The following is a 22393-nucleotide window of genomic DNA, read 5'->3' as shown; positions in this document are numbered from 1 at the left end:
GTATCTACTCCTTATCTCCAACCATATCTTTTACTTCAACCATAATTTCTTTTGCCATAACGTCTTCCATGAATGCCCTATGTCCTCCAACAGAGTATATGCTACCACCTGTATCAAGGAGTATCGAGTATATTCCTTTAGTGGGGTTCGACACAACATTATATACTATTCCTTCAAGAGCTACTTCGGTCAACCCTGCCGTCATATACCCCTTAACCTTGGCGTATACTTCATACTTGTTCTGAAGAGCATGTTGTATAAAGTCTACAGCAGACTGTATGTTCTTGAAAACATACTTGTCTCCAGGTCTAATACTGCTATACACTTCTATCGAGCTAGCTACGATCCTGTTGTAAAAGTATGATGTCAATATAAATCCTAGCTCAATGTCTTCTATGTATGTTGCTCTAGGTATGTAGATTGCTTGATCACCTGGTGATAAGGGGGTAATAAGGGATGATTTGCTATCAGTTATTACAAGTATTCTAGAACCATGCGGTCTTTCTCTAGATATTGTTGCTATACCACTATATCCATATATTGTCTTTAAGTGCCTCCCCGAGATAGTATTGGAGGCAACAAGGCTAACATAGATGTTCCTATCAAGAGCTTCTCCCAGCTCCTCTGCAACCTCAAATATAATGTTCTTAGGCATAAACACGAGTATTTCGTTCTCAGCTGTTTTTATCATAAATTTTATCATTCTCAGTATATCCTCCCAGCCATCTACAATGCTGAACACAGTCTCGAAACCATGTGCACCAGTTATACTGTGCTCAATAGCTGTCGACACTTCTTTAGCTAAATCCAATAACTTCCTCATACGCTCCTCGATCAACATGTTGAGTTTCTTGTCAGGCGGAATAACAATAAACATCCTAGGCTTCGTAGCAAGAGTCATTACGAGACCGTGTTCCTCAAGATTCTTTAAGGCCTTGTATACACTGCTTGCAGGCAACCCAGTATGAGCTATTATCTGGTCTGCCGTAGCTTTACCGCCGAGATATATAAGCGATAAATACGTCTTGATGCTGGGTTCTCCAAGCCCTATTTTCTTGAACAACTCACTGATCTTTTTCTCTAGGTCCACTCTACATCCCCTACCAATGATCTTACTACCCGTAGGGGAATAGTACAAAAATTTTTTTACTAATACGTATTTTGCATAATACATTAGATATATAATAAAACAACAAGGTATAAATACTATTCCTTAATCAGAAATAATGTAGTGAAATACCTAGTTAGAATAAACCCCGGACTATGGTGGGTGGATCTTATGTCAGAAGCCTTAACTAAACTACAAGCCCTTATAATAGCGATCATAGTTATCGCCGCTATTGGAGGAGGAGTAGCCTGGTATTATATGCAACAACCAAAAGGTGTTAAGATCATCTGGGCATCCACACAGCTTGTTCCAGCTCAAGAGCAGGCATTCGTTAAGGATACATTGTTAAAGGAGTTTACAGAAGAGACAGGTATTGAAGTTGAGTTCGTTCCCATAAGCTATGAGGATCTGGCTACACGTCTCCAGTCAGAGGAGGAAGCTGGTAAAGTAACAATTAGTGTTATTGGAGAACTCCATGGTGGTATTGATTATTTCGCTTCTCAAGGATGGCTTGAAGACTTAAGTAAGTTTGGTACACTGCCAGATAGAACCTTCCCACAAGTACTCGAGGATTATAGTAGACTACATGGTATCAAAGCATACATACCATGGATGACTGCTACCTACGTAATGGTTGTAAACAAGAAGGCTTTCGACTACCTACCAGAGGGATTAACTGAAGACGATGTAATCCACGGTACCAGCAAGTGGACCTATGACGCACTACTTGCTTGGGCTAAGAAGCTATACGAGGAGACTGGTGGACCTAAACTAGGGTTCCCAGCAGGACCCAACGGCTTGTTCGTGAGATTCCTACACGGCTACCTATACCCAGCATTCACAGGCGCTCAAGTCAAGAACTTCAATAGCGATGATGCTGTTGCCCTCTGGGAGTACTTGAAGAACCTATGGCAATACGTGCACCCAAGCAGTACCACATGGGACGCTATGGCAGACCCATTATTGAAAGAAGAAGTATGGATTGCATGGGACCACACAGCTAGAATCAAAGACGCTATCGTACAGAAGCCCGATCAATTCGTAGTAGTGCCTGTACCAGCCGGCCCCAAGGGCAGAGGCTTCATCCTAGTAATAGCTGGTCTAGCAATACCTAAGGGTGCTCCAGACCAGGACGCTGCCTGGAAACTCATTGAATACCTGACAAGACCAGAGACTCAAGTCAAGGTACTAGAGAACGTAGGATTCTTCCCAACAGTCAAAGAGGCATCAGCAAAGATCACTAGCGGCCCATTAAAAGTACTAGCCGATGGTGTCAACAACCAGCTCAACACACCTGACGCCCTAGTAGCATTAATCCCAAGCCTTGGAGCCAAGGGCGGTGACTTCAAGAACGTCTACATAACAGCATTCCAGAGAATCGTACTCAACAACGAGGATATCAAAACAGTACTAGACGAACTAGCACCACAGCTCCTCAGCTTATTCGAAGAAACAGGTGCTCCTCTACCACCACCAGACTCGATGTCCGGTTAAATACAATAGTTTTTTCCTCCCGACCCCCTACTATGTTAGGCTAGGAGGTTTTTACGCTTATGACTAAACTTTTGAATAAACCCTCGTTATTTGAAAAATACACACCATACCTGCTGATACTGCCAGCTCTTACTTACTTATTGTTCTTCATAGGCATACCAATAGCTCAAGCAATATACCTAGCATTCACTGAGAAAGGTGCTTTCTCTACAGAAAACCTAGACTACCTCCTCAATAGCCCGTTTTCCATGTTTAAAGAGGCGCTGAAGTATACTTTCCTACTAGCAATAACAATAATTCCTATACAAGTAGCTATAGCACTAGGTCTTGCAATGCTATTTAACATCAAGTTCCCTGGAAGAAACGCCGCCCTATACTTAGTGATACTACCATTGACGATAAGTGATGTTGCAGCCGGCTTGATATGGTACTCCATGCTATCAAGCTATGGCTTCCTCAACAAACTACTCATAAACATGGGGCTTATAAGCCAGCCCATATACTTCTTTGGCTACCAGTACCGTAACATGGAGTTCCTAGCTATAGTACTGACAGAAGTGTGGAGAGCAACAGCCATAGTATTCGTCATATTGTTCGCTGGACTCCAGATGATTAGCCAGGAACACATCGAAGCAGCAGAAGTCTTTGGCGCTAATGTCTGGCAGCGTCTACGCTACATAGTCTTCCCAATGCTCCTACCAAGTCTACAAGCAGCCCTAATAATCAGAACCCTCTTTGCACTACAGATCTTTGGTGTTGTATGGATCCTTGCTGGTAGAGATATCCCGGTACTAGCCGGTGAGGCATACTACGAGCAAGTCTTCTTGAAACATACTGGTGTAGCCGCGATCTACGCGTTAATAATAGCTGGTATATCCGTGGCTGTTGGCGCTCTCTACATAAAATTGTTTAAAGCAAAGTACCTGGAGGCTGGTACATGATGCCCCATGAAGAGTATTCTATAGTTAGATATTACCTTAACAAAATAGTTATCGCAGGACTTGTAACCATAGCTATCTTATGGGTAATAACACCATTTGTCATAGCGATAGCTTATGCTTTCACCGACCCTGATCAATACTATAGTATTAGTGTAGTGTTTCCAACATCTTTTACAGCTGACCACGTTAAGATGCTGCTTGCACTAGGTGCCGACAAGGCTATCATGAACAGCATTATAGTGGCCGTACTAACGATCATATTTAGTTTCGCGTTGGGCTTACCTGCAGGTTATGCTTTCGCCAGGTATACGTTCAAAGGCAAGGATTCATTAAAACTATTCATTATAGGACTTAGAATGTTCCCAATAATGGTGATAGCTGTACCACTCGTAACACTGTACCTTAGACTAGGTCTCAACGACACCCTACTGGGTGTAGCACTAGCCCATACATCAATGGCACTGCCCTTCGTGATACTGATCACGTCAAGTATTATAGCTGGTATACCAAAAGAGCTAGAGGAGGCGGCTATGGTTTTTGGTCTTGATAGAAAAGGAGCATTCATTCATGTCACCATGCCGCTGGCTCTACCGGGGCTAACAGCTGCAGCAATATTCACCTTCCTGATGTCATGGAACGAGGTCTTCATAGCATCCGTGCTGACTCTGACAAACAGGACCCTAACAGCGTTCATACTAAATACCGCGATGGCTGCAGTCGACTTCATAAAATTCGCTGGAGCATTCATCATAATCTTCCCGGCTATGATCTTCGTGTTCATAGCTAGAAGATACCTCATATCCATGTGGGGTATTACCCTGAGGTGAAACCCCATGGTAGACGTGCATCTAAAAGGTATCGTGAAAAAATTCGGTAAAACAATAGCTGTAAACGGTATAGACCTGGATGTACGTGATGGAGAATTCATAGTATTCCTAGGCCCAAGTGGGTGCGGTAAAACCACAACACTAAGAATCATAGCCGGTCTCGAGAAACCAGACCAAGGAAGAGTATTGTTCGGCGATAAAGACGTGACGTATCTGCCGCCGAGACTAAGGAATGTATCAATGGTTTTCCAGAACTATGCTATATGGCCCCACATGAAAGTATATGACAACATAGCGTTCCCACTGAAGATAAAGAAGCTTCCTAAAGACGAGATTGATAGGAAGGTTAAATGGGCTGCTGAGCTGCTCCAGATCTCTGAGCTTCTTGATAGATATCCACACCAGCTTAGTGGTGGTCAGAGACAACGTGTAGCTGTTGCCCGCGCGATAGTCGTAGAGCCAGATGTACTGTTGATGGATGAGCCTCTGAGTAACTTGGATGCACTACTACGTGTAAAAATGAGGAGTGAGATCAAGAAGCTACAGAGGAGGATCAAGGTAACAACGATCTATGTTACACACGACCAAGTAGAAGCAATGACTATGGGTGACCGCATAGCTGTTATGAATGCCGGGAAGATCATGCAAGTAGGGACTCCCAGCGAGATCTACTTGAAACCCGCGAACATCTTCGTAGCAGGGTTCGTTGGAACACCCCAAATGAACTTCATTGAAGCTACAGTAGAGATCAAGGATAGTGAAGTGGTTCTCGACACAGGTGATTTTAGGATAAAACTTGACCCCAAATTCGCTGAACTACTCAGGAACTACAGTGGTAAGACTGTTATAATGGGTATAAGGCCGGAGCATATCTATCCACAAGACGCCGTACCCAGTAGGGCAAAAGAGCTTGCTGAAGCAGAGGGAGTAGTAGATTTTGTTGAAGCACTAGGTTCTGATACAATAGTACATATCAATACAGGCAGCCACATCATAGTAATGAAGATTAGCGGTACCTACCATGCGAACGTAGGCGATAGAATGAAGTTCATGATCGATCTAGATAAACTGCATGTCTTCGATAAGAATACCGAGAAAGCAATAATATGAGTTAACCTAGCATGAATATTAAACACAAAATAGTTTTTGAAACACACCTGTCAACGAGCTGGTAATCAATGCAACTACTCAAGACACTCAATAATAACGGGTGTACCAGATATTGGATGAAAGTAGTACTCCTAGCAAAAACTGGTTCGAGAAACCTGTGAGAGTTCTACAATTCAATATTGAGGATAGACATGGTACTGTAGTATCATCTTTATCGGGTAGAGAACTCGTTGATCTAGCTAAGAAGATAGGAGCTAATGTACTTGTTATTTTTGCTAGAGACCCATGGGGTAGAGCGTTCTATAGAGGAAGCAGTATTAATCCTGTACACCAGAAGCTTAGAGGAGATCTTGTTAGAGAAGCTATTGAAGCTGGGAGAAGAAATGGCGTCAAAGTAGTTGTTATGATAGGACATACAGCCAACAAATACATGTATAGACTCCATAGCGATTGGGCTCAAGTAAATTATCGTGGTGAAACCATTCTCCTCGAGCATGTACCATATAATGAGGAGAATTATGATCCCGAATGGCCGCAAATGTGCCTTAACTCTCCATTCATAGACTTTATTGAGAAGGAGATAAGTGAGGTCATGAAACTAGGTGTTGACGGAGTTTTCCTGGATAGCTTCAGGTACCAGCCAGATTTAGAGAGAGCCTGTTACTGTAAATGGTGCCAAGAAAAATTCATGAAAGAACACGGATATGAAATGCCACGTGAACCCAAATGGAATGATAGCCGTTGGCGGGAGCTTTGGAAATGGAGATACAAGGTTGTAGTCGAGAAGCTTAAGAGACTCTATGAGTATACCAAAAAGATCTCGCCAAACACCTTGTTCATGTATAATAGTCATCCAGGAGGATGGGCTGGTAGAACCAACAAGGTTGTCGAGATGGCTAGAGACTACATAGACGTCGTGTTCGCTGAATGCAGCGAAGCCGACCACCAGCCACCAGGATTCATCACAGAGATGGTAAAGTTAACGAAAGCAATGAACGGCGGTAAACCTGTTTGGGCTTCACGCAACTACTTCCACTTGTACAGAACAGTCTCTTCGACAACACCATTAGCTATAAGACAAGGACTCAGAGAAGCTATTCTAGGCGGCGGGTCTCCATGGCTTCTCGTATTCTCCATATCCTATAGACAAGACCCATCAGTTCTTGAGGCTGCTAAGAAAGTATTTGAGGAACACAAAAAACTCGAAGAATACCTCGATGGAGCTGAGCCTCTCCACCACGTTGGAATAATTGTGTCTAATAATACGAGAGATTTCTATGGACGCGATCACCCGGAGGACTATGTTGACGAGATTCGCGGCTTCTACTACGCTCTCGTACATAACCACATACCAGTAGAGTTTATCTCGGAGAAAGACGCTGCAAACCCCATGTTTTTGAAGAAGTATCGTGTACTAGTACTGGCCAACACTGTTTGTATGAGCGATAAAGTGTTATCAAATATAAGAGAGTATGTTGCAAGTGGAGGCAGGATTATTGCCACATACCTTGCTTCAACATGTAACGAAGAGTGTATTGAGAGATATGATTTCGGGTTACGCGACGTACTCGGCGTTGAAGAGAAGGGCTTGCTGAAACAACCATGGAGCTACGTGATCCCTGGAGACAAACATCCAGTATTCAATAATGTAGACAAGAAGCTCATCCTATGGGGTGATATGAGCTATGATTTCACTGGATCCAGAACTGCTAGGAGTATCGGATGGCATGTACTAGTTGAAACTATTGGTGATGCACGTGTACTAGCAACAATAGGTATTCCAGGCGGTGAATGGGGTTACGAGTATACTCTAGGTAGATCACCTCCACCACTAGGCATTGAGACCAAGGGTCCCGCTATTGTTGAGAACAAGTATGGTGTAGGGTTATCGGTCTACTATAGCGGTCAACTAGGCAGGCATTACTGGAGGACAGGGTTGCCGGAGTACATGAAGCTCATAGTTAATACTATTAAGTACCTTGGCGGCGAGCCAAATGTAGTCGTTGACGCACCTGAGACCGTGGCTGTAGAAGCGTTTACCCAGGGGAACAGAGTTATCGTGCACCTGCTTAACCACACATATAACCAGAGGATTATGGCAATAGGGATCGGGAGAACGAAACAACCGATACCACCATATAGTAGTAATGAAGCTGTCCATCCTCCACGTGAAGTAGTGCCCGTCTCGAACGTAGTCGTCAAAGCCAAGGTTAAGGGAGGATATGAATACAGGGTTTATAGTCCTCTTACAGGCAAGGAGTACAGTTACGATTTCAAGAATGGCTATGTTGTAGTTAAGGTCGAGTCTTTGGGTGAATACGAGGTACTCGTGTTTGAGCCCAAGAGATAAAATAGGGTGTCGTCATGCCCAAGGAGCTTTTCCCCAAGGTAGAGGGCTATGATAGTTGGAGAGATGCCGTAGCTGTTGTAGAGAACGCTGAGATCGTAGTAGGTATTCCCTCGAGAAACGTTGCTCACACCATCGCCTATGTATTGAAACAAGCAGCTATTGGCCTCGAGAAATACTATGGTGGCAGGAAGACAGCTATTGTTGTCTGCGATGGATTATCCGATGACGGGACCGTCGATGTTGTTAATGTTATGAAGAAGAACATCAAGATCCCATTGACGATAATACCTAATCTCAGAGCACCAGGTAAAGGAGCTGCAATGAGAACTATTATCGAGTTGATTGCAATGAATAGTGAAGCCGACACACTTGTTTTCATCGACAGCGACCTGCGGAGCATAACACCCGAATGGATCCCCCTACTAGCTCATGGTGCAATCGAGTGTGGCTTTACTGCACCCCTGTACAGAAGACACAGATTCGACGCAACAATAACGAATTTTATAGCACGACCATTAACCGCTATGGCCTATGGTATCGATATAAAACAACCGATAGGAGGCGACTTCGGGCTCAACCGTGGATTAGTCGATGTTCTAGCCAACAATATACTATGGACTTCTAATCCATGGACACACCTGTTCGGCGTAGACATATTCTTGACACACACGGCTCTAGCAAATGGAGTAAATGTATGCGAAGCATTACTTAAAGCGAAAATACATGAAGCAAAAGATCCGTCTAAGGGTCTCAAGAACATGTTCGTCGAAGTCACAGGAAGCCTCTTTACAATGCTTATAGAGTACAGAGACTCCTGGACCAAGAGACGTTTCACAGAACTAGAGTCTCCACCAGTAATAGACAAGCCCGAAGTACCTGATCTTGCTCCATGGGAGGTGCGTGTTGATCCCGAGAATGCTAAGAAAGTTTTCCACCACGGACTCCACGAGTACAGGGTTGTCTACGAGAAAATACTTGGCAAAGACTTGTTCGAAAAACTATACTCGAGCCAAGTGTATAACGAAGGTATTGACACAGAACTATGGTCAACTATAGTGCTAGAGTTCTTCAAGTATTTCGTTCGCGAGCCAGCTATGAGTAAGCGTGCTATTGTGATCGAAACACTGTTCCCTCTATGGCAAGGGCGTTTATACAAATACTACAGTGAAGCAGAGAGATTAAGTGACAAGGAGGTCGAGGAGTTTTTGAAGAATGAGGTCAAGGTTTTTGTCTCCAAGAGGAAGTATTTTTTAGAGGAATTCCTCCCCATATAGACAAATAATCAACTGGTTGTATGGTGATAAGGCTATAGGCTTGAAGAATAGATTAGAGAAACTGCGTGTAAACACTACTCTGTTGAAAGCACTAGCTATAGCAAATATATGCGAACAAGACCATGTTGTCGACACAACAACTGGAGAGATTCTTGCTTTACCCATTAGCAAGAGCCCGGATACAACATTATTTACCGTGAAGATAACTATCCCAAGACTTAACTATAAAGATTACTTGGATACACTTGTCTACGTAAAAACAAATAGTGATGGCATAATCTATCTCGACGGTAAACCCTATTATGGCCTCGATAGGTTCCATAGAATCTTCAGGATACCTTATGGAACCAAAGAGGTTACCATAGAGCTGGAGTGCCATGGCTTATGGGGTGAGAAACCCCGTAGTTGTATTCTCGAAAAGATAATGTTTCTTCAGGTAAACAGGGATCTCCTAAGACTCGTTTATGCATTAGAAGCCTTTATTGATACGGCTTCCTTTTTGGCTAGAATAAATAGGCGGGATGCTGCTTATGACCTGCTTTATCTAGCTGAGTATGCTGTTCGAAACATTTTGAGCCATATAGGTCTTGATCCCGCTAATATTACTTACCTAGTGGATTGTGTTGATGAGATCTGGGGTATTGACTATGACTTGAGGAAGCTTGTCGACGGTATATACTGGTATGCCGTGAAGAATCCTGGTCTACTTGCCGCAACAGGATTTAGGGAAATTAACCATAGTGTTGTCTCACATGTTTCAAAGAAAATACTTGATGAGCTCTATAATGAGCTGGATAGGCTATCCAGTGTTTATGGTAAACAAGGTATTGTATATCTGTTTGCACACTCACATCTCGATATGGCTTGGCTATGGGATGTTGATGCTACACGTAGGAAAGTGTTTAGGACAACACTTAATGTTCTTCGGCTTATGGAGGAGTTTAGGTGGCTTGCGTTTGTGCAGAGCAGTGCGTTTTACTACAAGTTACTTGAGGAGACTAGTAGAGAGACTTACCAGAGTGTTATGAAGACGTACAGAAAAGGTAAATGGATTCCCGTTGGTGGTATGTGGCTTGAAGCTGATGTAGCCCTCCCGTTGGGCGAGAGTATTGTCAGGCAATTTGTTTATGGACAAGAGTTCTTCAGGAAGAAATTCGGGGAGCCATCGTGGATTGCATGGCTTCCAGACTCTTTTAGCTATCCATCCAGCCTACCACAGATCATGACTAAAGCCGGGATCAAGGTTCTTGTGACACATAAGCTTGAATGGAATAAGGAGAACCCCTTCCCCTACACTACTTTCTACTGGATTGGATGCGATGGTTCAAAGATTCTTGTCCACGTATTAAAGAAAACTTACGGCGGCGGAGTCAATGCATCGAAGATCTATAGCCTATGGAGAGACTACGGGGAAAAGGATGTCTATCCAAAGACTCTCTCTGTATACGGGTACTGTGATGGTGGCGGAGGTCCCGGTTACGATGATGTAGCCAAGCTTGAGGTCTATTCTAAAGCACCTGTTTTACCCAGGATAGAGACCCATGGGCTTCACGAGTTCTTCAATGAAGCGCTCAACAAGAGTTTCCCTGTATGGAGTGGGAAAGAACTGCCTGTGGACGTGCATCATGGCGTTTATACTACTGGTACTTTGTTGAAGAGATTGTTCCGTAGACTAGAGACCACTACTAGAGATCTCGAGTTACTTTACAGTCTTAAATGTATACTTAGTAGTGACGATAAATGCGACCCTGGCTTCCTTGATGAGTACTGGCTTACTATCCTAGAAACAATGTTCCATGATGTTGTCACGGGTGTATCTCGCAGAGAGGTAACAGAGCATTATATCGAGAGGATCAAGAGTCTACTGGCTAAGGCTGATAGGACTATAGAGAGACTTATCGAGGAAATAACTGATGGTGATGAAGGACTCGTTTTATTCAACACGTTATCGTGGAACAGAGTGGGTTATGCCGAGGTATTGGTTCCCCGTGGATTAAAGCCCCGCTGTCCATTCCAGATCTTGGAGGAAGATGAAGAGAAGACGAAGATTCTTGTTGAAGGAAATGTACCCGGTATTGGTTATAGTGTTTATGCTCTCAGCAACCACTATAATCAACCAGAGCTGGATACGCGTTCTTGTGCACGGGTCTATAGTATAGGTGACAAGATTATTCTCGAGAACAATTATCTCGAGCTAATACTTGGCCCCAACGGGTTCATTGAGTCTCTTACTAAAAAGAAACACAATAGAGAAGCTATTAATGGGCCTAGTAATGTTGTCGCAGTATACTCTGATTACCCGGGTGTTTGGAATGCATGGGATATCGATCTAGATAACCTCTATAACCAACTCGATAAACCCCGGCTTGTAGGAAGACGTGTTGTTGAACAAGGTCCTCTCCGTGTTGTCGTCGAGTATACTTATAGTGTTCTTGACTCCATAGTGAAAACAAGGTATGTTCTCTACCGTGGCATACCGAGTCTCCGTATAGAGTACGTTATAGATTGGAGGAACCCAGGGACATTGGCTAAAGCATGGTTCAAATTGAAGAACAGCATAGATAGTATCGTCTTGGCTGTACCCTATGGTTCAGAGTTCTTGTCCAAAGAATCTTGGTTCAAAGAGAAACTACTTCATACGCTTCTCTATATTCCATCACAGGGTCTCTACATAGCTACTGATACTCCGCGAGGAATACTCTTCTACAATAACATGATAGGTTTGTCGCTTGTTAAACACCCATTGTACCCTGACCCCGTGTCGAGTACTGGCTCTACGAACTTCACTATAGAGATAGGGTTTGCAGACAACTATACTGAAGCCTATAAGAGATCGCGTGAGCTACTACACAATGTAATAGCGCTCATAAAGAAACAAGGTAAGGAACATAGTATTAATACAAAGTCTAGAATCCTCGTATCACTAGACTCTAAGTACACGGTGTTAGAGGCTTTGAGGATACTGGACAGAAACAAGATTCTAGCTCGTCTCTTCAATACATGGCGCGAAAACGATCTTGCCAGACTCGTTATCGATAAGTGGGATATAAGCAATATCTATGAGACAGACTTGATTAATAGACTTGAAAGAGAAATTACTAACTCTGTCAGCCTGGGTTCCTTTGAGGTTAAAACAATAGTACTTCTTGGTAAGTAATAAAGAAAAAGACTAGGTTAAAAACAGCTGTGCGGTGTTTTTGTCTAGCCTCTTCTTAGGATTGATACTCCAGAAAGTACTAGTGCTAGTACTACCAATGCTGCTATAGCATAGCTTAGGTTTATTGCTGTGCTTTGCTTATCTGATAATTGTTCTGATAACCCCGTGATCTTGTCTACTGTTGTCTTGATTGTCCCGATGTCTGTCTTTATCGTTGCTACATCTCCTTCTATGCTAACAATTTTGCCGTAGATTGTACCTAGTGTCGTGTTTATTGCTACTATGTTTTCTCCTATGTAGGTTATTGTTGTATTGAGGTCTGCAAGTTCGACCTTGATTTCACCTAGTATTGTCTTGATCGTTACAGTATCATTGTTTATTGCCTCTATTGTAGCTCCTATATCTGTTAGTTTTAGCTCCACTAGCCCAAGTGTTGTATTGATGTATGCTACTCCCTTCTTGACCGCCAGTACTTGGGCATTGGTCTCGTTTAATAAGCTACTTAGTTCAGCAATTTTGTTCTCGATCAAATTCTCTAATGATGCTGTACTCTCATTGATAACACTCTTTATCTCGCTTGTTTGCTCGCTTATTTTCTCGGCTATATCTGTGACTTTTACCGCTGCTGATGTTGTTCTCTCAAGGAACCAGTACCCTGTATCCACGATTATGAATACCGTTGATACGTTCTCTATCGGAGGTATTGCTACTAGATATGTTCCACTTGCTACCTTGGTGTAAGATAATGGTATTGATTCTCCTGTTGGTGTCATCAGTGTTACTGTTAGGTAGTCGGGGTCTACTTTCTTGTTACCAAAGGTTATCTGAACGAGTGCATAGTCTTCTTCACCAGCGTTAATCTGTGTTGGTGCACTTATTCTTACTACGAACTCCTCTGTTGGTGTGAATGCTTTGAAGTAGTAGTCTAGGAACAAGCCCCAGTATGTCTCTGTTGGGAAGAGTGTCTGCTGGAAGTACCAGTATCTTTCTTCTAGATACCAGTCTACTGTTGGTGGTATGTAGATTGAGAGACCGTGTGCGTTAGGGTGCCCTGATGCAGCCCATTGTGCTATTATTGCTTCATCTAGGTAGTATAGTGTGGCATTAACGTATGGTCTTGGATCATAGCTTGACGGCCATACATCTGTCTCATTGATTTTCTCGAAGAAGTCGTATATGTCTATGAACTCTCCCTCGCCAGTCTTCTCGCTATCATCTCTTAGTGTCTTTATGGTGTCTGATAGTTCTGGAGATAGGTATACGTCTATTAACAGGTATAGTGATGCCATGTCTAGGTTTGGTACAACTGTTGATATGAACTTGTTGAGGTCTATGGCTGCTAGTGTTGGGTAATCTAACGGCTTTATTGTTGTATAGAATGTTTTGTATGCTTCAACTATCTTTGCGGCCAGTTCTTGGGCTGTCATGTTTGGTTTAGCTACTAGTTCCTGTAGGAATGGTGTATAGTACCATCCGTCCCATGGCTCGAATTCTTGTGATGCGACAAGTACATCAGCATATCCTCTTGAAGCTATGTCGTATGCTATTTCAACCATGCCGAGAAGACATACATCAAATCCTATTAGGTCTAGGTGTATGCCTAGACTGGAGATCTTGTCGAGAGCCCATAGTAGCTCCTGCTCTGTGATATAGTCATAGCCGTCACTGTAATCCCAGCAAACACCTTTCTGGCCAGGCGCTAGTCCCCGTCTCCACGCGTTTCCATGGTCCCATAGGACTAGTGCATAGTGTTCTGCTGGGAAGTGTGTTACGGTGTAGTTTACGAAGAATACTAGTGTATTTGGATCACCCATATTTGTTTCTCCAAGGTCAACAAGCAGCGTTGAGTTTATAACATTTGGATCAACGTCATGTTGTACAAGGTATATTCTTGTTGTCGTCCAGTTACCGTTACTGGTATCATAGCCAGGGTGCCTATCGATCATAACAACTATAGCGACTTCATCTGTTGACCCAGCCATCTCCATCTCATTGAAGTCTGATATACCGGCACCCTCAAGGTTATTATCAGCATCAAGATATACCATGAAGACCCACTTATACTCTGGCGTGGTCTGCGCACTAGCGAACATTGTGTTGATAGGCAGTAGTGAGAGTATCAGTAAACCTAGTAGTAGAGTCTTATACCAATTCTCCATGTATCCCACCCCACGACCACTATACGGTGAGGAAGGAGATACGGAGGAGTGGCAGAAAAATATTTTCTCCCACTATAATCACAAACAAATATGTATTCGTTAAAACAAAGTCTGTGGGAACATCATAACATCTACTATGATTGTACAGACAATGAACTAGGCTTGTAAGGTTCCTGTACCACCATAAGTTTATTAGACAAAGTATTATTTACAGTAACTGTTATCTAAGTGAAGTAGACTATTATCGTGTGTATGTGGGTGTTGTGTTTTGCTCCGGCTTGTTGAGGGGTATTGTGGCGGTAACGACTGGGTCGATAATGGTATTGCTCTGCTTTACAATAAGTGTAGGTTAGCTAGTATCGCGTGGGCTATGAGGGCTAAGAGTGTTGATAATGTAAGGGATATGTTTAAGTCGACATGGTTTGATCCTAGGGAGTTTGCTTTAGTTATGTTTGACAATAGGATTGTGGGGTGTGCCTGGGCTTTAATTGAGAGAAATTGTCGTATAGGCTTATGTATTGATCCTTACCAGCCTCCGTGGGTTGTCGAAGAAGCTACTAGGATGCTATTGGCTTGGGCTCGCCATAGTTTTGAGAAACGTGGTGCTAGAGGAGTTGTTACTATTGGTGGCTGGGATCAGTTTGGCTTCATGTATAGGTTGTTGCGGAGGATACTTGATGGTGTTCTTCTCCTGGAAGATTATGTTGCTACGTTAATGGTTTACGTGGGCCTGAAGTCTAAACCTAGTGTACCAGAGGGGTACATGATTAAGCGTGGATCAATGAGTGATATACCACGTGTTGTCGAGATATTTAACAAGGCTTTCTCTATATATGATTGGTTCCATCCATGGGATCTAGAGGATGCACGTAGATACTTTGAGAGATACAAACCGATACTGTATGTTGCAGTAGACAGGAATGGAGAGATTGTTGGGTATGCTGATGCCATGGTGTTTAAGGCTGTCGACGATAGGGAGACAGGTGTTGTAGCTACGGTAGCTGTGGATCCAAACCACCAACGTAGAGGACTCGGTAAAGCATTGGTGGCAACCATCGTTAAGGAGCTAGAGAACAAGAGCGTCAAGAGGATATATCTTGATGGGGTCAAGGGGCTAGAGGCACTTTACGCTAAACTTGGTTTCAAAGAATACTCTAGATGGATAAGATTCACCACAACACTACCTTCACTACCACAATCCCTACCATCATACAGCATCTATACCAGAGATTAGGTCAGCGGACTAGGTATCATTATTTTCTTCATTATTTACTCCGATATGTCAACGACAATAAGTAAAAACACTTGTAGCCATATACCCATAGTTTTATTGCACCATAATAGTCTTCACGACTTTAGTCTTACACGTAGTATCCTCAACAGATTTCCTTGTCTCCGGGACCAAAGAGTATTAATTCCTTGCCTGCTAATGATCAACAAGTATCGTCTCCCCGATGGCTATCGGGCTTGTATGGGTTGTTCATGGTGCCAGTGTATTGAAGTCTCTAGTGAGCGTGATAATACCTGTGTATCGTGAGTCAAGGATTTTGCCGCGACTGCTTGAAAAGCTGTCCAGACAGAGTATTGACTGTGAGGTAATTGTTGTTGTCGATGAACCTACGGAGAGTTTCCGAGACCTGATGAAGCATTTCTGGGACAGAGTAGTGTTTATTGTTAATGAGGAGAGAGTAGGTAAGGCTATGGCACTGAATAAAGCCGTGGGATTTTCTAGTGGGGAAATAATTGTCTTCCTGGATTCTGATGTCGATATACCTGATGACCCTGAGTTTCTCGAAAAAATCGTTGAGGAGATGAGGGATTGTGATATACTTGATTTCAAGAAGGTTGTGGTCAAGAACTCCCTATTGGCTAAAATGACTTACTACGAGTATGTTGGTGCAAACACAGCTTCATGGCTTACAACAAGGTGTCTGGGAAGATGTCCTGCGATAAATGGCTCAGGGTTTGCTGTAAGGAGAAGTGCTTTTGTTGAGCTAGATGGGTTCCGGAGAGTTATTAGCGAAGACTTTGATTTTGCCACAAGGGCTTTCCTCAAGAAATACAAGTTCAAGTACACCACAAGGGTCTTCATCTACAATTACGTGCACTCTAGTTGGCAGAAATGGATTGTACAGAGGAAGCGGTGGTCTCTGGGTTGCGCACTTTGGCTCCGAGAATGGTGGAAATCCTTACTCAAAGAGTGTCTGAGGAACCTACAGGTATTCATACCAGCCCTTCTTGCCCTAATCCCCTCTATAGTGTATATCGTGGCAAACTTCTTCATACCAGACATGATCATCTACAAGCTGTTTACCTCAATACTATTCTTCATCGCAGTAAAATTCAACATAATATTCCCGCTACTATTACTGACAACACTAGGTATAGGCTTTATGAAAAACCTCGCGATACTCCTAATAAGCTTCCTGGCTTTCACACTAATATTCATGGCTTTGTCCAAGAAACTAGACTTCAACTTCAAGACATACGAGTTCCTAGCCTACTATTTCGTGTACTCACCATTAGTACTATTCACGATAATAGTAGCTCTCATAAAGGTCTTCATACTGCGGAACAAAGAAATTATAAATAAGCTAGACGACTGGAAAATATAAAGACGTTGTTTATTATTGTAAAGGTACCAAGACAGTAGCTGATTAGGTGGGATAGTGATTCATATTCTGATCATAAGTCTTGGACTATGGCTTCTAGCATTCTTGCCAGGGGCTATTGTTGGCAGTGTTTTGACGAAGAAATTTAAGGACAGACCTCTTTGGGCTGGCACTGTTAGCAAATTGTGTTCATTATCTTTTCTATTCTCGTGATAATATTCTTGTTTAACAGCGACTTCAAAAGCTTTGGTTTCACTATAACTAAGCTTCACTGGTTGTTTAATGCTGTAATTGTTTCTTTTCCGATAGCTCTTTTCTTAGCGATTTTATCAGCATACCTTAATAAGACAGAAAATTACGAGCCACCTTTTGCCCCCAAAGAGCCTGTCTGAAGTAGTCCTTGTCCTGGCCATACTCGCTCCCATTGGTGAAGAAGTTGTTTTCAGAGGTATTGTTGAGAGTTATCTATTGCTCCAGAGAATAGGCTTCTGGATCTCTATAGCTATGCCAGGAATACTATTCTCTCTAATACATATAACGCCGTTTTCCTCAGCTCCAAAAAAGGTCTTGGTAACAATACTGTTTACGGCATTAATTGTTGGTCTCCTAGCTGGGTACTATAGAGCAGTAAGTGGCTCCCTGTTACCCGCCATAGTAATACACTCACTTTTCAACATCACCGGATTTACAGTAGGTAGAATCATTAGTAGACAACCGTAGATAATTACTAGTGCACTGTCCCAATTGGCTGGAACAGTATCTCGTTGCACCACGTCATCACTCTAGGGAATAATCTCCTTAAAGTCTGAACGATAGCATAGTATACATGACTAGAGAATATGGGAGAAAGGTGACAGCATAATGCATCTCAAGCTCATGGGTTTACTCCTAGTTGCCCTAGTTGTCGCATCGATTACAACTACACCAGCTACTATGCTATCCGTTGCTTTACCAGTATCCACTACTGATAACGAAGATGCTCCAGCGTGGGCTAGGCTCAATATATCCTTGGATACAGCGCTTGATCTAGCTTATACTGTTAGGGCTGCCGTGGAACCTCTCTACGGGTGGGCCAAGGTACAGCTAGCAGACACAAACATAACTATTCATGAGAAGATGTGGGAGCGTGGAGACTACTTCCTTGAGAAAGCCGAGAACGTTAGCGAGGTCAACGAGACTCTAGCAACAGCCTATGCCTTCACAGCATCAGTATTTTATAGTAGAGAACTCATTGCCGCACACATCATCCTCGGTGTCACTATAAGAGAGAACATAGCCAACAAGACCCTCACCAACGAGACAGTTGAAGCCGTTCTAGCTAGGGCAAGTGAGCTACGAAGTATTGTACACAATGTATCAGAGGATCTAAACGTTACGATTCCTGTTGTCTTCTACAAGCTACTTAATGAGTCAGAAGAAAAGGAGTTGAAGAGTAGAGAACTACTTAATGAAGGCAGACTCGGCAGAGCCTTCTCGTTCGCAGTAAGGAGCTACCATGACGTGACTAGGGCGTACGCCGTCCTCATCAAAGCGATCTATGCTGAAAAGCTTGGTCTAGACATCAGCAAGCCTAGGTTCTTGACAATGATGCTTGGGCGCCACAAGGAGGATCTCCAGAGGAGACTAGGGAAGCTACTTGAGAGACTCCCAGAACACGCTAGGCAAAAGATCATGGAGAAAGTGAAGAGACACCACGATATAATGGAGCTCCGTAAAGCAATCAGGGAAACTATAAGAGAGATCCAAAAGAGAATGAAACATGCCGACATAAAAGTAATCGCAAAGGTTACAACAAGAGTGATCCTAATAACATCCAAAATGCCTACCGAGACAGGTCGTGCCGTGAGAACATGGATGAGAGAACACAACATAAAAACTCCAAGAGAACTCTTTGACTATATCCTAAACCTAGTCAACGAGACAGCGACAACATACAATGTTACAGGATTCAAGCTACTCAACATAACACTAACCACACTATCCCAAGACATATACAATGCCACAGGCGTACAAGTAGATCTACTCCACATATTCTATACAATGGCAGTCGTCCACATCCATGCACACAGCGGACACCACAAACACGGAAAACCTTAAGATAAGGAATGTTTTTATTATACTTGAAAATAATACTTTTTTCTTTCTCCTTAACAAGAAACACTTTTTCTTATTAAGTACTACAAAAATCATAATATTTTTGATTACTGATCTGACGAAAGAGCAGCGGACTCAAGATCCGCTGGCTTTAATTCTTTACAATTATTAAATATTACATTAAAACTAGTTGATTTTCATTGATGTAGTGATGTTTATATTTGTTTCTTTATTGTGTTTGTTTTTGTGTGGTGTGTATGTGTGGTGTCGTTTCACGTGATCCCGTGTTTTGTACGGGTTTGTATGTTTTTATAGTGACTGGTTCTAGGGATTGTGTTTCTCGTGTACTTGGGTTTCTTGGTGTTGGCCAGGATCGTGTTGTTGATTTTGTTGAAGAGTATGAGAGAGTCCTTAGGGAGTCTAGTAGAGATGAACTGCTTAAGTGTCTCCGGGAGAGACTTCGGAGGGATAAGGGGATCTATAAGCTATCTGTTAATAGGATCAGGGAGCTCGCTGATGGCGATAAGGATATCCTGTTCTACAGCCTCCTATGGATCCATAGTAGATACGGCGATAACTTACGCGATAAAATACACCTTGGTGACCTAGCTAGGTTTTCCACCGTAATGCTCTGCAGAAATATAAGCACGAGAGTTGTCGCCAGTCTTTTTGAGGAGACTTTACTCGGGGTTAGACACGACGAGTACATTATATTGTTGCCTCACGCCTGGAGAGTAGCTAGGAAGTTCGGGTCAAAGAAAAAGATCCCAAGCCAGAAGGAGGTATACAAGACGCTTAAGAAGCTCGAAGACCACTTGATCCCACTAGTCTATAGTGTGTACACCAGGGTACATGCCAACAAGTTGTTGTATAAGAAGACCTATGGTGTAGAACGGGATGAAGTACTGAACACGCTTGCCGTCAAGGGTATAGTGTATAAGGGTATCAGCAATAGATTGCTGACACAAATAGTTGTTGATATCGTTAAGAAGATTACTATGGAGAAGACGAGAGAGATCATTAAGAGGATAGGGGATGTCCTCGAGAAATCTCGTGTAAAAATTGATTATGGGAAGAAGTTCTTCTTGTCAAAAACACTATGTACACTATACCAAGCCGAATACAATGGACAACAGGTAGGAGTTTATGTGTGCCCATATGCATTGAATACACTGTATCCAACGTATGATATAAACATAATCGTGATGAAGGGCTTAGAGCCGAGTATACATGAGTACCTGGTTTATACACCTGCACTGAATGTGCCGAACACACTATGGGTCTATATAGTAGGTGAGTATAGAGAAGCGCTGATCATAACTAGGGATGCCAGTAACCCATTATTCAAGATGATAGCCGAGGAGACGACCAGAAGGTTTAACGGCAAGACTCTAGTCATACAGCTGCCATATACTAGGAGCCGGTTACTAAACCCAATGAGTTTCAGGAGAAACTTAATCAAGGATATTGAGAGGGCTAGACAACGACTAGTAGTGATATCGCCGTTCTTGAAGAAGAGTATTGTCGCAAGATCTATTGGTGATGGAGTGCTAGCTAGAGCTCTTGAGAAAAAGATCAGTGTTAAAGTCGTTACATTGTCTCCGAGTTCACGTGGGATAAGAGAACGCGGTGAACTACGGGTACGGGAGCAAGAAGAGTGTATTAAGTTGCTCACAGAGAGTGGTGTAGACGTCGTGTTGAAGAACAACATGCACTTTAAAGCAGTTCTCGTAGACGATCATATAGTGTATATAGGGTCAGTGAATCCCCTCAGTACAATACCTCTTAAAAGCAACGACTACATGATCAGGGTTGAAGACAAGAATCTCGTGGAGGAGATTGAGGAGGCTGTTGGTCTTAGGGAACAAGCTACTTGATGATACCTACTATGAAGTCGTTGACGTTCGTGCCCGTGTACCCTGTCTCGATGGTTCTACCTAGCTTGCGGAAGAATGTGTAGCTGTCATTGTTCTCTAGGTATTCTTCTGGGGCTAGTCCTTTCTCTCGTGCCTCCCAGTACGTCTCGATGTCAATGATTGCTCCTGCTGCTGGGCTATTCCCGTCTACCCCGTCGCTACCCATACAAGCGAAGACAATGTTTCTTCCACGTAGGTGCTTGAGGTCTATCGCTAGGCTCAAGCATAGTTCCTGGTTTCGTCCACCAACACCACTGCCTTTGACCGTGACTGTTGTTTCTCCACCAGCTATAACAACTGCTGGCTTGGCTACTGGCTTATCGTGCTCGAGTATGCTCCAGGCAATAGAGCCTATTGTTTTGGCTGTTTCCCGGGCCTCACCATGCAGGAATGGTGTTAGCAACAACGTGTTGTAGCCTAGGCTCCTAGCCTTATCCTCCATTGCCTTGAGAGAGATGTAGTTGCTTGCAACAATGACGTTATAGGCTTTCCCAGCCAAGGGGTCACCGGGCTTCAGAGTCTCCGGGACCTCTCCCCTGATACCTGCTTCAATCCATTTCCTCACGTTCACGGGCGCTCTATCCCATAGACCATACTTAACCAGGATGTTCTTGGCGTCGAGAAACGTTGTCTCGTCAGGCACCGTTGGACCGGAGGCAATAGTGTCGAGCCTATCGCCGACAACATCACTTATAATCAGCGATACAACATGTTTCGCCCTCGCTAGTTTGAGTAAGCCACCGCCCTTAACCATCGACAAATGCTTCCTCACAGTATTCAGCTCAAATATGTCAGCACCAGCCTTCATGAGCTCCCTGGCAACCCACCCAATGTCACCGAGACTAATATCGTCTACGGGTACCTCGAATAACGCTGAGCCACCACCAGATATCAGTACGAACAATAAGTCACTGGGCTCAACAGTCTCCTTGACATACTCTACTAGTCTACGGGAAGCCTCAAGAGTCCTATCCCCAGGTATAGGGTGATCGCCTACAACAACCTTGACTGGCCCAATGTCCCCGCTAGGGAAAGGCGATATAACAACTCCACCATAAATGGCATCGCCTAGGACCCGATGCAACCCACGGGCCATCCCAACTGAGGCCTTGCCGAAGCCAACAACATGCACTCTATCAAAGTCTCTGAAGACCCTGTCGGCAACAACGATATCCCAATCCTTGACTGTCACACTCCTAGAGACAGCCTCCACGGGGTCAGCAGCCTTCAATCCCTCAAGGAGAATATCCAGGACATGCCTATAGAGAACACCATGACCAACTAGTTCATCATAGTTCTTTATAGCCGAGGAAATGATATCACCCAACATAAACTTTACACGAGCCACAAC

General features: G+C 43.3%; 16 protein-coding genes. 13 read left to right on the top strand and 3 right to left on the bottom strand.

Annotated features, from left to right (window positions below; genetic code table 11):
• Positions 1 to 4: 4 nt before the first annotated feature.
• Positions 5 to 1090 (bottom strand): helix-turn-helix domain-containing protein, encoded by a 1086-nt coding sequence (locus tag J4526_06055; GenBank protein ID WFO74645.1) that lies wholly within the window; start codon positions 1088 to 1090, stop codon positions 5 to 7.
• Between the two features lie 189 nt (positions 1091 to 1279).
• Here J4526_06055 and J4526_06050 point away from each other — a divergent pair, with 189 nt between their 5' ends.
• The 7 genes from J4526_06050 to J4526_06020 all read left to right on the top strand — a co-directional run bounded on the left by J4526_06050 (position 1280) and on the right by J4526_06020 (position 12261).
• Complete coding sequence (locus J4526_06050) at positions 1280 to 2602, top strand: ABC transporter substrate-binding protein (GenBank protein ID WFO74644.1); 1323 nt, start codon at positions 1280 to 1282, stop codon at positions 2600 to 2602.
• A gap of 59 nt (positions 2603 to 2661) precedes the next feature.
• Complete coding sequence (locus J4526_06045; GenBank protein WFO74643.1) at positions 2662 to 3543, top strand: sugar ABC transporter permease; 882 nt, start codon at positions 2662 to 2664, stop codon at positions 3541 to 3543.
• Complete coding sequence (locus tag J4526_06040) at positions 3540 to 4370, top strand: carbohydrate ABC transporter permease (protein WFO74642.1); 831 nt, start codon at positions 3540 to 3542, stop codon at positions 4368 to 4370. Before J4526_06045 ends, J4526_06040 begins: the two co-directional genes overlap by 4 nt.
• A gap of 6 nt (positions 4371 to 4376) precedes the next feature.
• On the top strand, positions 4377 to 5480 hold the full coding sequence (locus J4526_06035; GenBank protein WFO74641.1) for an ABC transporter ATP-binding protein: 1104 nt from the start codon (positions 4377 to 4379) through the stop codon (positions 5478 to 5480).
• 112 nt (positions 5481 to 5592) lie between these two features.
• The gene (locus J4526_06030) at positions 5593 to 7830 is read left to right on the top strand and encodes a beta-galactosidase trimerization domain-containing protein (protein WFO74640.1); all 2238 of its coding nucleotides are present in this window, start codon (positions 5593 to 5595) and stop codon (positions 7828 to 7830) included.
• Between the two features lie 14 nt (positions 7831 to 7844).
• Positions 7845 to 9104 (top strand): hypothetical protein, encoded by a 1260-nt coding sequence (locus tag J4526_06025; protein ID WFO74639.1) that lies wholly within the window; start codon positions 7845 to 7847, stop codon positions 9102 to 9104.
• A gap of 40 nt (positions 9105 to 9144) precedes the next feature.
• The gene (locus J4526_06020; protein ID WFO74638.1) at positions 9145 to 12261 is read left to right on the top strand and encodes an alpha-mannosidase; all 3117 of its coding nucleotides are present in this window, start codon (positions 9145 to 9147) and stop codon (positions 12259 to 12261) included.
• Between the two features lie 44 nt (positions 12262 to 12305).
• Here the strand turns inward: J4526_06020 and J4526_06015 are convergent, their stop codons facing one another.
• Positions 12306 to 14420 carry a hypothetical protein gene (locus J4526_06015; GenBank protein ID WFO74637.1) on the bottom strand — a complete coding sequence of 705 codons (2115 nt, stop codon included), beginning with the start codon at positions 14418 to 14420 and terminating at the stop codon, positions 12306 to 12308.
• Between the two features lie 268 nt (positions 14421 to 14688).
• Between J4526_06015 and J4526_06010 the strand changes: the two genes are divergently transcribed.
• The 6 genes from J4526_06010 to J4526_05985 all read left to right on the top strand — a co-directional run bounded on the left by J4526_06010 (position 14689) and on the right by J4526_05985 (position 21003).
• Positions 14689 to 15654 carry a GNAT family N-acetyltransferase gene (locus J4526_06010; GenBank protein WFO74636.1) on the top strand — a complete coding sequence of 322 codons (966 nt, stop codon included), beginning with the start codon at positions 14689 to 14691 and terminating at the stop codon, positions 15652 to 15654.
• Positions 15655 to 15916: 262 nt separating this feature from the next.
• Positions 15917 to 17035 carry a glycosyltransferase family 2 protein gene (locus J4526_06005; GenBank protein WFO74635.1) on the top strand — a complete coding sequence of 373 codons (1119 nt, stop codon included), beginning with the start codon at positions 15917 to 15919 and terminating at the stop codon, positions 17033 to 17035.
• Between the two features lie 54 nt (positions 17036 to 17089).
• A complete protein-coding gene (locus tag J4526_06000; protein WFO74634.1) occupies positions 17090 to 17245 on the top strand; it encodes a hypothetical protein in 156 nt (51 codons plus the stop codon).
• A 156-nt stretch (positions 17246 to 17401) separates the two neighbouring features.
• Positions 17402 to 17752, top strand: a complete 351-nt coding sequence (locus J4526_05995) for a CPBP family intramembrane metalloprotease (protein WFO74633.1) — start codon at positions 17402 to 17404, stop codon at positions 17750 to 17752.
• 141 nt (positions 17753 to 17893) lie between these two features.
• Positions 17894 to 19129 carry a hypothetical protein gene (locus tag J4526_05990; protein WFO74632.1) on the top strand — a complete coding sequence of 412 codons (1236 nt, stop codon included), beginning with the start codon at positions 17894 to 17896 and terminating at the stop codon, positions 19127 to 19129.
• Positions 19130 to 19383: 254 nt separating this feature from the next.
• On the top strand, positions 19384 to 21003 hold the full coding sequence (locus J4526_05985; protein WFO74631.1) for a hypothetical protein: 1620 nt from the start codon (positions 19384 to 19386) through the stop codon (positions 21001 to 21003).
• On the opposite strand, the gene J4526_05980 is transcribed toward J4526_05985, so the two are convergent.
• Positions 20996 to 22372, bottom strand: a complete 1377-nt coding sequence (locus J4526_05980; protein ID WFO74630.1) for a glycerate kinase — start codon at positions 22370 to 22372, stop codon at positions 20996 to 20998. The genes J4526_05985 and J4526_05980 overlap by 8 nt on opposite strands.
• Positions 22373 to 22393 lie beyond the last annotated feature (21 nt).

It is taken from the genome of Desulfurococcaceae archaeon MEX13E-LK6-19, from assembly GCA_029637525.1.
Taxonomy (GTDB): domain Archaea; phylum Thermoproteota; class Thermoprotei_A; order Sulfolobales; family Desulfurococcaceae; genus MEX13ELK6-19.
This window is presented reverse-complemented; position numbering and strand designations above follow the sequence as displayed.